The organism is Streptomyces sp. NPDC046925, from assembly GCF_040644915.1.
Taxonomy (GTDB): Bacteria; Actinomycetota; Actinomycetes; order Streptomycetales; family Streptomycetaceae; genus Streptomyces.
The window spans coordinates 188,904-202,881 of record NZ_JBEYWZ010000007.1 but is presented as its reverse complement, the minus strand read 5'-3'; the positions used below and the strand labels follow the sequence as shown (position 1 = coordinate 202,881).

Below are 13,978 nucleotides of genomic sequence, written 5' to 3'. Positions count from 1 at the left end.
GGCGGCGCGCCCCGTGTCCATGGGCTGCGCGGCACGCAGGCGGACCCGCCTCGTGTACGGCCTCTTGCGTACGACCCTTGCGCACGGGTCGGCCATGCGTTGAACTGACGTACCGTCAGAAACCTTTCCTGTAACCGGAAGAGGACGCAGCATGGGGAGCACAGGGAACACCGTGAGCGCCGGGGGTCCGCGGTTCGACCTCCCCGAGCCCGACGCGTTCACCCGCCCCTACTGGGAAGCGGCCGCGCGGGGAGAGCTCCTGATCCGCCGCTGCGGCGGATGCGGCAGGGCGCATCACTACCCGCGCGAATTCTGCCCGTACTGCTGGAGCGAGGAGGGCGCCTGGGAGCGGGCGAGCGGCCACGCCACGCTCTACACCTGGTCCGTGGTGCACAGGAACGACCTGCCGCCGTTCGGCTCCCGCGTCCCGTACGTCGCCGCGGTCGTCGACCTCGCCGAAGGCCCGCGCATGATGACGGAGATCGTGGACTGCGAGGAGGCCGGGCTGCGGATCGGGATGGCCCTTGAGGTGACGTTCCGCGAGGCGGGCGAAGGGGTGACGGTGCCGGTCTTCCGGCGGGCGGGGTGATCGGGTCGGCGGCGTAATGCGCTTCTGCTGACGCCGTGGTGCGGGGGAGTATGAGTCATGGCCTCCTCAGACCCGTACGCCACCTGGCAGTTGACGCCCGACCTGGAGCAGTTCCTCGCCGGGGCCGCCGACTTCCTGCACTCCGACCCCGTCACACACACCGTGCTGCTCACCGCCTGCGAGAACCTGCGCACGCAGGGACTAGCCGTGTACGGGGACGGCGTACCCCACTTCGGCATACGCGCCGCAGGCGACGGCGTCGTGGAGGGTGCCTTCGTGTGGACCCCGCCGCACCGGCTCGCCCTGAGCCCGCTCGCCGACAAGACCGCCGCCGACGACCTCGCCGCGCTGCTCGTCGACGCGGGCGAGAAGCTGACCGGCGTCGGTACCGAGCGGGAGACCTCCGAGGCGTTCGCGCGGGCCTGGCAGCGCCACACAGGGGCGAGCGCCGAAGTCGCCTTCCACGACAGGCTCTACCGCCTGGGCACCCTCACCCCGCCCGACCCCGCCCCGCAGGGTGCGGCCCGCGTCGTCACCGAGGCGGACCGGGAGCTGCTGATCCGCTGGCACCGGGAGTTCGGGGAGGCCATGGGCGAGCCGCGGGCGATGGTCTCCGGCACCTGGGCCGACACCCGCATCGCCTACGGAGGCATCACCCTCTGGGAAACCCCCGACGGCACCCCCGTGGCCATGGCGGGCCGCACCCGCAGGGTCGCGGACCAGGTCCGGGTGGCCCCCGTCTACACCCCCGCGGCACACCGCGGCCGTGGCTACGCGGGAGCCGCGACGGCCGAGGTCAGCCGCGCCGCACTGGCCGAAGGAGTATCGGAGGTGCTCCTCTTCGCCGACTCCGCCAACGCCACGAGCACCGCCCTCTACGAACGCCTCGGGTTCCGGCCGGTACGGGATTTCGCGCAGTACGACTTCACGCACTGATGCCCGCGGGCCGCCGCCTGTGCACCGTCGTCTGCGCGCCGGCCCTCACGGCCACAGCAGCTCCCTGACCCAGCCGCCGTCCTCTTCCCTGCGGTAGCGCAGCCGCACGTGGCGGCGCCGGGCGTCTCCCTGGAAGAACTCGACCTCCATCGGTTCGAGTACGTACAGCGTCCAGCTCGGGGCGGGGGCGTCCGGCTCGGCCTGGGCGTGTTCCCAGGCGGCCTGGCTAGCGGCCACCAGGTCTCCGTACGACGGCAGTACCTCGCTCTGCCTGCCGACCAGGGCCGACGCCAGCGCGCCCGGCGATCGGCGGGCGAGATCGGCGCGGCTCTCGGCGGGGCTCGCGGTCGTGACCCGGCCGCGTACGCGGACCTGGCGGGCCTGCGCGGGCCAGTAGAACCCGAGCGCGGCCTCGGGGCGTGCGGCGAGCTGGCGGCCCTTCGCGCTGCCCGCGTGCGAGCCGAAGTGCCAGCCGGACTCGTCGGCGTCGTGCAGCATCAGCGTCCGTACGTCGGGGCGGCCCGACTCGTCCGCCGTCGCGAGGGTCATGGTGTGCGGCTCGACCTGGCCCGCCTCGGCCACGTCCACGAACCACTGCCAGAAGAGGGGCAGCGGGGCGGCGGGGGCGGTCTCCGGGTCGAACGGGGGCAGCTCGGTGTCCCATACGCGGAGGGAGCGGAGGAGCGCGCGGCCGTGGGTGGTGTCATCGGGCCGGGTGTCGTCGGGGCGCGTGTCGTCGGGCCTGGCGTCGGAGGCGTTCATTCATCGAATCTACGGGAGCGGCCGTGTCACAGGGGTGACCCCGCAGGCCCCGCCCGCCGTGCAAGCCCCGCCCGCCCCGTAAACCCCGCGAGCCCCCTCACCTGCGAGCCCCCTCACCCCCCGTGCCCCCTCACCCCCGCCCCAGCACCACCGTCCCCGAAGAGCAGAACCAGCCGCCCGTCCCCGATGCCACCGCCACCTCCGGGAGTCTTCCCCCCGCCTTGCGCACCTGGCGGCCTTCGCCCGCCTCGCCCCGCAGTTGCCGTACGGCCTCCACGAGCAGGAACAGGCCCCGCATCCCCGGATGCTGGGCCGAGAGGCCGCCGCCGTCCGTGTTCGTGGGGAGTTCGCCGTCCCGCAGCAGGCGGCCCTTCTCCACGAAGGCGCCGCCCTCTCCCTTCGCGCAGAAACCCAGGTCCTCAAGCGTCACCAGGGTCATATAGGTGAAGGCGTCGTAGATCTCCGCCACGTCGACGTTCTCGGGGCGCAGCCCCGCCCGCTCGAACGCGAGGCGGCCGCTGACCGCCGCCGGGGAGACCGTGAAGTCGTCCCACTCCGACATCGTCGTGTGCGAGACGTGCTCGCCGGTGCCGAGCACCCAGACCGGCGTCGAGGCGCAGTCGGCCACGTACTCCTCGGCCGCGAGGAGCACCGCGCATCCGCCGTCGGAACGTATGCAGCAGTGCAGCTTGGTGAAGGGGTCCGCGATCATCGGGCCGCTCAGGACCTCGTCGACCGTGATCGGCGTGCGGTACATCGCGTCGGGATTGGTCGCCGCGTTCGCCCGTGCCTGTACCGCCACGGAGGCGAGTTGTTCGAGCGTCGTGCCGTACTCGTGCATGTGGCGGCGCGCGGCCATCGCGTACTTGGAGATCAGCGAGTGGCCGTACGGGACCTCGAACTGGAGGGGTCCTCGTGCGCCGAAGGAGAGGTTCGAGGTGCGCCGCTTCGCCTTGATGTCCGCCCGCGCCGTCGATCCGTAGACGAGGAGCACGGCGTTCGCGCGGCCCGCGGCGATCGCGTCCGCCGCGTGCGCCGCCATGACCTCCCAGGTGGCACCGCCCACGGAGGTGGAGTCGACCCAGCGCGGCTTCAGGCCCAGATACTCGGCGACCTCGACCGGGGCGAGCGTCCCGAGGCCCGCGGACGCGATGCCGTCGATGACCTCGCGGCCCAGGCCCGAGTCGGCCAGGGCGCGGCGGGCCGCCTGGGCGTGCAGGGCGTAGGGGGTGGCCTCGTCGACGCGGCCGCAGTCGGAGAGGGATATGCCGACGACGGCCACCTTGCGCGGGCGGGCGACGGCCACCTTGCGCGGGCCGGTCGCCGGGCCCGTGCCCGACTGAGCCCCGGAAGGGCTTGGAGGAAGGGGAGTTGGCATAAATCTGACGGTACATCAGATACGGGTTCCGGAGGGAGGTGTTACGTGGCGTCGTGGCCCTGTGCATCTGCCCGGCGCGGTCTTAGCATGACGGCCCGTCAGATCAGGGTCGGCGGACATGGCCGCCACCCCGGGGAGGAGCCCGCCGATGGACGCCGCCTTCACCGCGGAGCAGGAAGAAATCCGCCGCACCCTTCGTGAGCTCGTCACCAAACGCTGCGGCCCGGACGAGGTGAAGTCCGCGGTCCGCACCCCCGCCGGATACGACCCCGCCCTCTGGTCCGCTCTCGCCGAACAGCTCGGCCTGCCGGGCATCGCCCTTGCCGAGTCGTACGGGGGAGTGGGTTGCGGCCCGGCGGAGCTCGCCCTCGGCAGCGAGGAGCTTGGCCGCGCCCTCACCCCCTCGCCCCTCTTCGCCACCGCCGCGCTCGCCGCCCCGCTGGTCGAGCGCCTGGGCACGGACGAGCAGCGGTCACAGCTCCTGCCGCGCATCGCGACCGGTGGCCTGACCGCCGCGCTCGCCGTGCCCGGCACCGGGCTCGCCACCGCGCTCGGCCTCGTCGGCGACAACCTCGGCGACTGGTCGGGCGGCGGCCGTGCGGGCGGCGTGCAGGCCAAGCTCGCGGACGACGGGGTCTGGCGGCTGTACGGCCAGGCCGAGCAGGTGCTCGACGGGCACAGCGCGGGGCTGCTCGTCGTGGCCGCGCACACGGGTGGCTTCGCCCGTTCCCGGACGCTGCTCTATCTGGTGCCCGAGGGAGCGGCGGGGCTCGTGCGCACCCGGCAGACCTCCCTCGACGAGACCCGGCCGCAGGCCCGCGTCGAACTGCGTGACGTGGCCGCCGAGCTGCTCGGAACCGCCGACGACGCCGATGTGCCGGGCGCGCTGGCCGCGGTCGGCGACCGTGCGGCCACCGTGCTCGCCGCCGAGGCCGTGGGCGCCGCGGACCGGGCCCTCGAACGGACCGTCGAGTACGTGAAGCAGCGCGAGCAGTTCGGCCGTGCGATCGGGTCCTTCCAGGCCGTGAAGCACCGGCTCGCGGACGTATACGTACAGGTGCAGGCCGCGCGGTCGGCCGCCTACTACGCGGCGTGGGCCGCCGGGGCGGGCCCGGAAGCTGAGGGAGCGGGGCCGGGGCAGGAAGGAGCGGGGCCGGGGCAGGTGGGCGGGCTCGCCCTCGCGCAGGCGCTCGACGCGCTGCGGACCGCCGCTTCGGAGGCCGTGCAGCTGCACGGCGGCATCGGCTTCACCTGGGAGCACGAGGCGCATCTGTACTTCAAGCGGGCGTCGAGCGACGAGCTGCTCTTCGGCCCCGTGCACCGGCTGCGGGCGCGCGCGGCGGAACAGGCCGAGCTGTTCGGTGCCGCTGAGGCGCCGGCCCCGGGCCCCGCGCGGCCGGCGGCGGCCGTCTGATGGCGCCCGGCATCCGGCTCGTGCAGAAGGTGTCGTCCACCAGGGTCTTCGCGAAGATCGCCCCGCACGTCGTGCCCGCGATGGACCGTACGGTGCACCGCCTCACGCGCGGCAAGGTGCTGCTCAGCGCGCAGATGCTGCCGGGGGTGATCCTGACGGCGCGCGGCGCCAAGAGCGGCCTGCCGAGGCGCACACCGCTGGCGTGCATGCCCGAGGAGTCGGGGAGTTGGATACTCGTCGGCTCCAACTTCGGGCGCCCGGGCCACCCCGCCTGGACGGGCAACCTCATCGCCCACCCGGACGCCGAGGTCAGCTGGCGCGGGCAGGACATCGCGGTCAGGGCACGGCTGCTGGAGGGAGAGGAGCGGGCGGCCGCATGGGATGCGGCGCTGAAGTTCTGGCCGCCCTACGCGGCCTACCAGTCCCGCGTGGAGCGGGAGATCCGCCTGTTCCGCCTGGAGAGGCGACACAGCGGCGGATCACAGAAAACACCGTGATCCGCCGCTGCGGTGACAGGACTTGAGGAAGCGTCAGAAGAGTGTCGCTAGATGCCCTACTTCGTCGGCTTCTTTCCTGTTACGCCCAGATGTACCAACAGTGCGAGGTTGGGCTTCAGTTCGGCCTGCTTGACACCCCACGTCTGGAAGCCGCGCTGGTGCGACGCGACCGCGGCGAGCATCGCCACCAGGGAGCCCGCCATCGCCGCGGGGTTCACGTCCTTGTCGACCTTGCCCTTGGCCTGGAGCTCCTTGACGGTGTCCGTAAGGGAGTTGTTGACCGAGTTCAGGATCTTCATGCGGAGCTTGTAGAAGCGCTTGTCGCCCTCCGCCGCGCCCAGATCGACGACCCGGAGGATCGCGTCGTTCTTGCGCCAGAAGTCGAGGAAGCCCTCGACCAGCTCCTGCGAGGTCTGCCATCCCGCCTTGCCGACCCAGGAGCGGCCGTCGAGCAGCTGAGTCAACTCGGCACCCTCCACCGCCATTTGCTCGGCGATTTCGAGGACGGCGCCTTCCACGTCGGGGAAGTACTGATAGAAGGTCGCGGGTGAAGTCCCCGCCTTCCGGGCGACGTCGATGACTTTGACGTCCCGGTAGGGCGAGGAGCTGAGCATCTCGCTGAGGCAGTCGAGCAGCTTCTGACGCGTCGCCTGACCGCGCCGACCGGCCACGCGGCCGTCGACGGTACGTACCTGTCCTGTCATGCCGTCAGCTTACCGAGGGGTGATCGGAGCGCGATTCGGCCGAGTGCAAATGGGGTTGGGGGCGGAGTTGAGCGCGGTATTCCGCTTCCCTCCGCGCGCCGCTCCGGGCGCCCCTCCGGAGCTTCTCCGGCGCTCCTCCGGCACTCCGCAAAAAATAGCTCACGCGTTCGAATCAGGTTTCGCTCACATATCTCCTCCTTCTCGACGCCTTCTTTGTCCCACAACACCCCGATCCCGCCCCGGGTTCGCAACCGCCGCCCCGGACAGGAAGAATCAGGGTGCGTGCCGCCGGAGCGGCTCGGTGGTGAGACGCTGCACGGGGCCGCTCATACGGCGCCCGGGTACGGGGAGGTGGCAGGGCAAGTGGTGGATCAGCTGACGCAGCACGATCCGAGGCGGATCGGCCCGTTCGAGGTGCTCGGCCGGCTCGGAGCCGGTGGCATGGGCCTTGTCTACCTCGCGCGCTCCGCGTCAGGGCGGCGCGTGGCGATCAAGACGGTCAGGACCGAGCTCGCCGAGGACCAGCTGTTCCGCGTCCGCTTCACGCGCGAGGTCGAGGCGGCACGGGCCGTGTCCGGTTTCTATACGGCCGCTGTGGTGGACGCCGATCCGCGCGCGGCGGTGCCGTGGCTGGCCACCGCGTACGTACCCGCGCCCTCGCTCGAAGAAATAGTGAATGAACACGGGCCGCTGCCCACCCAGGCGGTGCGCTGGCTGGCGGCCGGCGTCGCCGAGGCCCTGGAGTCCATCCACGGCGCGGGCCTCGTCCACCGTGACCTCAAGCCCTCGAACGTCCTCGTGGTGGAGGACGGGCCGCGCGTGATCGACTTCGGCATCGCGTCCGGCGTCTCGAACACCCGGCTGACCATGACGAACGTCGCCGTGGGCACGCCCGCGTACATGTCGCCCGAGCAGGCGAAGGACTCACGCAGCGTGACCGGCGCGAGTGACGTCTTCTCGCTCGGCTCGATGCTCGTCTTCGCCGCCACCGGGCACGCCCCCTTCCACGGTGCCAACCCCGTGGAGACCGTCTTCATGCTGCTCCGCGAGGGCCCTGACCTGGCCGGACTCCCGGACGAGCTGCGACCGCTCATCGAGACCTGCATGCAGATGGAGGCGCCGCTGAGGCCGAGCCCCGCCGACCTCCAGGCCCAGCTCGCCCCGCATCTCTTCGCCTCGGAGAGTGAGGACGGCGACAGCGGGACCGCTTCCGCGTGGCTGCCCGAGCGGGCCGTCGCGCTGATCGAGTCCCGCCGGGGCGGCCGTCCGCCCGCGCGGGCCGCGCTCGCGTCCTCCGGCCGCAGCGGCGGGCGCGGTGGCGGTGCGGGTGGTGGCGCAGGTGGCGGCGCTCCCGCCGTCGCGGCCCCGCCGCCTCCGCAGCACGCGCCGCCGGTGCCGCCCACACAGCCGCCGCCCTTCGGGGGCGTGCCGGACGCCGGTCCGGTGCATCTCGCCGGGGCGAAGGTGCCGATCGGTCCGGGCCCGCGGGTGGCCGACGCGCGCGCCGCCGCCGGGGGTGCGCCTTCCGCCGATGCCGGGCTCGCCGCCTCGTGGTCGCGGTCCAAGGCCGCCGCCAACGGCGTCGACCCCGTGGTGCCCGCGCCCGCCGTGGCGCCGGACGCCGCGTCCTCCTGGCGGCCGTGGCGCTTCCGGATGTCCAACGACGTATGGGGGACGCCCGCCGTCGCGGGGAACCTCGTGTACGTCACGTCCTTCGAGGTCCACGCCCTGGACGTCGGCACGGGCCGGCGCAGCTTCAAGACGCGGGACGTCGCCTGGTCCATGGCGGTCGCCGACGGCCGTATCCACGCCTCGGACGGCCCCACGCTCTACGCCCTCGACGGCGCCGACGGCACCGACATGTGGCGCCTGAACACCGACGCCTGGGTGTACTCCCTCCAGGCCGACCGCGGCACCGTCGTCACCGGCACGCGCGGTGGCGGCGTACAGGCCTGGGAGGCCGCGAACGGCCAGAAGCTCTGGGAGATCACCGGGGCCCAGACCGACTTCGAGACCCCCGAGGCGGGGCCCGTCATCCACGACGGCACGGTCTACGTCTGGAAGGACGCGCGCCTGCGCGCCCTGGAGGCCCGTACGGGCGACGAGCGCTGGTCGTACCCCATCGGCGACGCGGCGTCCTGCGGCGGCGTACCGGTGCGGCTCGCGCCCGCGCAGGACGGGTACGTGTACGTGTCCGCCGGGACCCGGGTCCTCGCGATCGACGTGGCCGGGGGCCACGTCCGGTGGCACTTCGAGGCGCCCGCCGCCTTCCTGTGTCCGCCCGCGTTCGCGCCGGGACCCGCGGTGACGGGCGGCGGTGTGTACCTCGCGGACTACCTCGGGACCGTGTACGCCCTCGATGCCGCGGACGGCCGCGACAGATGGCGCATCGCCACGGAGTCCCGAGCGTCGATCGAGCCCGTGCTCGTCGCCGACGGCCATGTGCACGTGGGCAGCGGCAAGGGGCTCTACACGCTCGACGCGGTGACGGGGACGCCGAAGTGGCGGTTCCAGGCGGGCGGCGAGGTCGTCGGCGCGCCCGTCGTCGCCGACCGGCGGATCCACTTCGGGTCGACGGACCACCTGCTGTACACCCTGAAGGCGGACGACGGCCGCCTGCGCTGGAAGCTGGCCACCGGCGGGGAGATCACCGGGGCGCCCGTGGTGCGGGACGGCGTCGTGTACGCGTGCAGCAAGGATCGGTGCGTGTACGCGCTGGACGCGGAGCGGGGGACCGGGACCGCCCGGTCCTAGGGCCCGCCCGGTCCTAGGGCCTCCTAGGGCCTCCTAGGGCCTGTCGCGCTATGTGCGCCGCCCGCCCGATACCCCGCGTCGCGGCCCCTCGCGTGCCGGTGACGGCCGTCGTGCCTGAGGTGGAAGGGGGGTCGGACGGCGGCCGTCCACTTGTGACGTTACGCCGAGTGCGTGAACCGCGCGAGGCGGCCGGGCGGCTTTCTCAGCGGATACGGAAGCCGGTGCCGCGGCCCGTGAAGAGGCCCGCCTGGCGGTCCGGGGGCAGGTTGCCGAGGGCGATGAGGTGCGGCGCCTGGGCCAGGGCCTGCGTGCGGGCCGCCTCCTTCGCCGCCCAGAGCGCCCGTACCGTCCCCTGGACCGGCTCGGTCGGGCAGGCGGCGATCACCTCGGCCGCGCGCGTGGCCGCCGAAAGGAGATCGGTCGGAGCCGTCACTTCGGAGACCAGGCCCGTCTCGTGGGCCCGCCGCGCCGAGACCCGCTCGGCGGTGCCCATCAGCGACATCCTGGCTACCTCGCCGAGCGGCATCCGCTGCGCCATGAGGATCGCCTCGTACGCACTGACCATGCCGTACGTGGTGTGCGGGTCGAAGAACGTGGCGTGCTCGGCGGCGATGACGAACTCCGACTCGCCCAGAAGGTAGAAGGCACCGCCGCACGCCATGCCGTTCACCGCGGCGATGACCGGCTTCCACAGGTCATTGGCCTTGGGGCCCACGGACAGGAGCGGATCGTCCATCGAGTAGGGGGAGCCCGGCTGCGGTATGTCCGTGTCGCGGTCGATGCCCGTGCAGAACGCCCTCTCCCCGGCGCCGGTGAGGACGACCGCCCGCACGGTGTCGTCATAGCGGAACTCCCGCCAGGTGGTGGCGAGTTCATCCGCCGTCGCGAGGTCGATGGCGTTGTGGCGGGCGGGGCGGTCCAGCGTCACGACCGCCACGCCCGTCTCCTTGTCGAACGCCGTACGCAGGCTCATGGCCGCTCCAGAAGCCAGCGGGGCATCGCGATCCCGTCCACGTCGGTGAACGCGACCTGCACCTTCGCGCCGATGCGGAGGCGTTCCGGGTCGACGGAGTCCAACGGGGCGTCCGGGGCGGCGACGAGATTGCCGACCAGGCGGATGCGGGGGGCCTCGGCCAGCTCGACGATGATCGCGTTGTACGGCGCGTGGGCCGCGTACGCGGGGAGCAGGGGTGGGTGTGGTCGTACGTAGGACCAGATGCGGCCCCGGCCTGACATGCGCCGCCACTCGGAGTCGAAGGACTGGCAGTGGGGGCAGCAGGGCCTGGGCGGGAACCTCAGCTCGCCGCAGGCGGTGCAGGCTTGGATGCGGAGTTCGCCCCGGGCGGCGTACTCCCAGAAAGGGGCGCCGTCCGTATCGATGGTGGGGGAGAGCAGGGGTTCGGTCGTCGCGTCTGCCATGTGGTCGTCCTTGTCCGTCTGCGGATGCGTCGTGGTTGCTCGCGCAGTTCCCCGCGCCCCTTACGGGGCCCGGAGCAGCTCCTCGCGCCGCCTACGGGGCCCGTAGCAGTACCGCCGATGTCGGTACGCCCTCGCCTGCCGTCACCAAGCACGTTGACGCGTCCGGTACTTGGGCCGTGCTCGTGCCCCGTAGTTGCTTGACGCCCTCGTTGATGAGGTTGAAGCCGTGGACGTAGGCCTCGCTCAGGCCGCCGCCCCCGGTGTTGATCGGCAGGCGCCCGCCGCTCTCCAGTGCGCCGCCCTCCGTGAACGCGCCGCCCTCGCCCCGGCCGCAGAAGCCGTACCCCTCCAGGGACAGCGGGATCAGCGGCGTGAACGCGTCGTAGATCTGGGCGACGTCCACGTCCTCGGGGGCGAAGTCCGCCTGTTTCCAGAGGTGTCGGGCCGCCGTCCAGGCCGGGCCCGTCAGCGGGTCGTCGTTCCAGTAGTTGACCATCCCGTGGTGCTGCGCGGGCAGCCCTTGGGCGACGGAGTGGATATATACGGGCTTCTGGCGGCAGTCCCGCGCCCGTTCGGCCGAGACGATCACGCAGGCCAGCGCGCCGTCCGTCTCCAGGCAGTTGTCGAAGAGGCAGAGCGGCTCGCTGATCCAGCGCGAGGACATGTACATCTCGCGGGTCAGGGGGCGTTCGTACATCATCGCGGCCGGGTTCTGGTTGGCCCGGTTCCGGCACGCGAGGGCGACATTGAAGAGGTGGTCGCGGGTCGCGCCGTACTCGTGCATGTAGCGGCGGGCCAGCATCCCGATCTCGTCCGCGGGACGCAGCAGCCCGAAGGGGCGCGTCCACTGGGCGGGGGTGGGGAGTTGGACCGCCGTGTTCTTCCAGGGGCGCGGCCCGCTGCCCCGCTTTCTGGACCGCCAGGCGATGCCCACGCTCGCCTGCCCCGTGGCGACGGCTGCCGCCAGGTGCGCGATGGTCGCGCAGGAACCACCGCCCCCGTAGCCGACCTTGCTGAAGAAGGTCACGTCGCCCGCGCCGATCGCCTTGGCGACCTCGACCTCGTCCGTCTCCTCCATGGTGTACGAGGCGAACGCGTCGACCTCGGACGGGGAGATCCCCGCGTCGTCGAGCGCGGCGACGATCGCCCGGCAGGCCAACGTCTTCTCGTCCTCGGGCAGTTGTTTGGCGAACGCGGTCTGCCCGATCCCGACTATCGCTGTAGCGTCTTTGAGTGAAGCCATGGGCAACGGCACCTCCGCGAGTGGCGAGGCTCCGGGGCTTCGCCATACGTCGTCCCGACTGCTGACAGCGCGTCAGGTTACAGCTAATCTGACGGATAGTCAGCTACTGCGGCGGAGGGGCTTGTGATGCGCGGCGACCTGGAGTGGGGCAGCATCCCGGGACTGGTCCGGGCGGCCGCCGAGCGGTACGGAGACCGGGAAGCGGTCGTCGAGGGCCGCACCCGCGTCTCGTACGCCGAGCTCGGCCGGCGCGTGGAGAGAGCCGCCGCCGCGTGTATCGCGAGCGGGGTGAAATCCGGTGACAGAGTGGCCGTCTGGGCCCCCAACACCCTGGACTGGATCGTCTCGGCGCTCGGCGCGGTGACGGCGGGCGCGGTCCTGGTCCCGCTCAACACCCGCTTCAAGGGCGCCGAGGCCGCCTATGTCCTCGAACGCAGCCGCGCGAAGCTGCTGTTCGTGACGGGCACCTTCCTCGGCACGTCGTACGTCGCCTCGCTGCGCCGCGCGGCGGCGGACGGGAAGGGGCACGGCCCGCTGCCCGGCCTCCCGCACCTGGAGCAGGTCGTCGTCCTCTCCGACGACGCCCCCGAGGACTTCCGCACCTGGAAGGACTTCCTGGCCGGCGGCGACGGGGTGAGCGGCCATGACGTACGGGCGCGTGCGGACGGCATCGACGGGGCGACACCCTCGGACATCATCTACACCTCGGGCACCACGGGCCGCCCCAAGGGCGCGGTCATCACCCACGCCCAGACCCTGCGCTGCTACGGCATCTGGAGCGAGCTGGCAGGCCTGCGCGAAGGCGACCGCTATCTGATCGTGAACCCGTTCTTCCACACCTTCGGCTACAAGGCGGGGATCATCGCCTGCCTGATGCGCGGCGCGACGATGATCCCGCAGCCGGTCTTCAACGTGGACACGGTCCTCGCGAACGTGGCGGCGGAACGCATATCGGTCCTCCCCGGCCCGCCCACCCTCCACCAGTCGCTCCTGGACCACCCGGCCCGCGACCAGCACGACCTCTCGGCCCTGCGCCTTGTCGTGACGGGCGCGGCGGTGGTGCCCCTGCAACTGGTCGAGCGCCTGCGCGCCGAACTGCACATCGCCACGGTCCTCACGGCGTACGGCCTTTCGGAGGCGAGCGGCATCGTCACGATGTGCCACCAGGGGGACGCGGCGCAGACCATCGCGTCCACCTCGGGCCGGGCCATCCCGGACACGGAGGTGCGGGTGGTGAGCCCCGGCGGCGAGGCCCTCTCACCGGGCCGTCCGGGGGAGGTGATGGTCCGCGGACACAACGTCATGCAGGGCTACTTCGAGGACCCGGCGGAGACGAAGAAGGCGCTCTCGCCGGGCGGCTGGCTGCGTACGGGTGATGTCGGCGTCCTCGACGACGCGGGCAACCTGCGTATCACGGACCGGATCAAGGACATGTTCATCGTCGGCGGATTCAACGCCTATCCGGCCGAGATAGAGCAACTCATCGGCGTACACCCGCAGGTGGCGGACGTGGCGGTGATCGGCGTACCCGACCCGCGGCTCGGCGAGGTGGGCAAGGCGTACGTGGTGCGGCGGCCGGGGGCGGTCCTCACCTCCGACGACCTGATCGCGTGGTCACGCCGTGAGATGGCCAACTACAAGGTCCCCAGGGAGATCGAGTTCGTGACGGAGCTGCCGAGGAACGCGAGCGGAAAGGTCGTCAAACACGAACTGCGCGGCAGGCGTTCCTAGTTGCCGCCCCTGCTGCTGACGGGCCCGGGGTCCTAGTTGCCGCTGCTGATGATGGCCTCGCGCTCGGCGGCACTGCATTCGACGCAGAACTCGTTGCCCTCCGGGTCGGTGAGCGTGACCCAGCCGCGCCCGTTGGGCTTGCGGTGGTCCCCCACGATCGTGGCGCCGAGCCCGACGACCCGCTCGACTTCTTCGTCGCGGGTGCGGTCGGTGGGCTGGAGGTCGACGTGCACGCGGTTCTTGACGGTCTTCGCGTCGGGCACGGTCACGAAGAGCATGGTGAGGCCGTCGGCGCTGACCAGGGCTTCCGGATCACCGGGAAAGTCGTCGTCGGCGAGCTTCCCGTCGAGTATCCCGGCCCAGAAGACGCCCTGCTGATAGGCGTCGGAACAGTCGAACGTGAGGTGTCGCACGAGAGAGGCCATGCGCGGCACTATCGGCGAGGGGAGCGAGGCCTGTCCATCGAGTTTCCGTGCCGGGCCGGGTCGGCGGAGGCGCGGGGATGGGTGATTTGCCGGGGCGGCAAATTTCCTCGCGGGTGGGGGAGGGCC

12 protein-coding genes and 1 pseudogene are annotated in these 13,978 nt (G+C 72.0%); 6 read left to right on the top strand and 7 right to left on the bottom strand.

Going from position 1 to position 13,978, the window contains the following annotated elements; all coding sequences use genetic code 11:
* Positions 1 to 151 precede the first annotated feature (151 nt).
* Together ABZ906_RS27840 and ABZ906_RS27835 are read left to right on the top strand one after the other, a co-directional pair.
* Positions 152 to 589: a Zn-ribbon domain-containing OB-fold protein gene (locus ABZ906_RS27840; RefSeq protein WP_361387147.1), complete on the top strand. Its 438-nt coding sequence runs from the start codon at positions 152 to 154 to the stop codon at positions 587 to 589.
* Positions 590 to 646: 57 nt separating this feature from the next.
* On the top strand, positions 647 to 1,525 hold the full coding sequence (locus ABZ906_RS27835) for a GNAT family N-acetyltransferase (RefSeq protein ID WP_361387144.1): 879 nt from the start codon (positions 647 to 649) through the stop codon (positions 1,523 to 1,525).
* A 45-nt stretch (positions 1,526 to 1,570) separates the two neighbouring features.
* Here ABZ906_RS27835 and ABZ906_RS27830 read toward each other — a convergent pair whose 3' ends face one another.
* Together ABZ906_RS27830 and ABZ906_RS27825 are read right to left on the bottom strand one after the other, a co-directional pair.
* Positions 1,571 to 2,287 (bottom strand): pyridoxal 5'-phosphate synthase, encoded by a 717-nt coding sequence (locus ABZ906_RS27830; protein ID WP_361387141.1) that lies wholly within the window; start codon positions 2,285 to 2,287, stop codon positions 1,571 to 1,573.
* Between the two features lie 130 nt (positions 2,288 to 2,417).
* Complete coding sequence (locus ABZ906_RS27825; RefSeq protein WP_361387138.1) at positions 2,418 to 3,665, bottom strand: acetyl-CoA acetyltransferase; 1,248 nt, start codon at positions 3,663 to 3,665, stop codon at positions 2,418 to 2,420.
* 148 nt (positions 3,666 to 3,813) lie between these two features.
* On the opposite strand from ABZ906_RS27825, the gene ABZ906_RS27820 reads away from it, so the two are divergent.
* The gene (locus ABZ906_RS27820) at positions 3,814 to 5,079 is read left to right on the top strand and encodes an acyl-CoA dehydrogenase family protein (RefSeq protein WP_361387135.1); all 1,266 of its coding nucleotides are present in this window, start codon (positions 3,814 to 3,816) and stop codon (positions 5,077 to 5,079) included.
* Positions 5,079 to 5,576 carry a nitroreductase family deazaflavin-dependent oxidoreductase gene (locus ABZ906_RS27815; protein WP_361387132.1) on the top strand — a complete coding sequence of 166 codons (498 nt, stop codon included), beginning with the start codon at positions 5,079 to 5,081 and terminating at the stop codon, positions 5,574 to 5,576. The genes ABZ906_RS27820 and ABZ906_RS27815 overlap by 1 nt, the downstream gene beginning before the upstream one ends.
* Positions 5,577 to 5,632: 56 nt before the next feature.
* Here the strand turns inward: ABZ906_RS27815 and ABZ906_RS27810 are convergent, their stop codons facing one another.
* A complete protein-coding gene (locus tag ABZ906_RS27810; protein ID WP_361194649.1) occupies positions 5,633 to 6,280 on the bottom strand; it encodes a TetR family transcriptional regulator in 648 nt (215 codons plus the stop codon).
* A 363-nt stretch (positions 6,281 to 6,643) separates the two neighbouring features.
* On the opposite strand from ABZ906_RS27810, the gene ABZ906_RS27805 reads away from it, so the two are divergent.
* Entirely contained in the window at positions 6,644 to 9,034 is a 2,391-nt protein-coding gene (locus tag ABZ906_RS27805; RefSeq protein WP_361194651.1) for a serine/threonine-protein kinase, read from the top strand.
* Between the two features lie 202 nt (positions 9,035 to 9,236).
* Here ABZ906_RS27805 and ABZ906_RS27800 read toward each other — a convergent pair whose 3' ends face one another.
* The 3 genes from ABZ906_RS27800 to ABZ906_RS27790 all read right to left on the bottom strand — a co-directional run bounded on the left by ABZ906_RS27800 (position 9,237) and on the right by ABZ906_RS27790 (position 11,696).
* Complete coding sequence (locus tag ABZ906_RS27800; RefSeq protein ID WP_361387129.1) at positions 9,237 to 10,007, bottom strand: enoyl-CoA hydratase/isomerase family protein; 771 nt, start codon at positions 10,005 to 10,007, stop codon at positions 9,237 to 9,239.
* Entirely contained in the window at positions 10,004 to 10,453 is a 450-nt protein-coding gene (locus ABZ906_RS27795; RefSeq protein WP_361387126.1) for an OB-fold domain-containing protein, read from the bottom strand. Before ABZ906_RS27795 ends, ABZ906_RS27800 begins: the two co-directional genes overlap by 4 nt.
* A gap of 91 nt (positions 10,454 to 10,544) precedes the next feature.
* Positions 10,545 to 11,696, bottom strand: coding sequence for a lipid-transfer protein (locus tag ABZ906_RS27790; RefSeq protein WP_361194656.1), 1,152 nt, complete (start codon positions 11,694 to 11,696; stop codon positions 10,545 to 10,547).
* Between the two features lie 126 nt (positions 11,697 to 11,822).
* Here ABZ906_RS27790 and ABZ906_RS27785 point away from each other — a divergent pair, with 126 nt between their 5' ends.
* Positions 11,823 to 13,427: a FadD3 family acyl-CoA ligase gene (locus tag ABZ906_RS27785; protein WP_361387123.1), complete on the top strand. Its 1,605-nt coding sequence runs from the start codon at positions 11,823 to 11,825 to the stop codon at positions 13,425 to 13,427.
* Between the two features lie 50 nt (positions 13,428 to 13,477).
* Here the strand turns inward: ABZ906_RS27785 and ABZ906_RS27780 are convergent.
* Positions 13,478 to 13,852: pseudogene (locus ABZ906_RS27780) on the bottom strand (VOC family protein); the annotation flags it as partial.
* Positions 13,853 to 13,978: the final 126 nt, after the last annotated feature.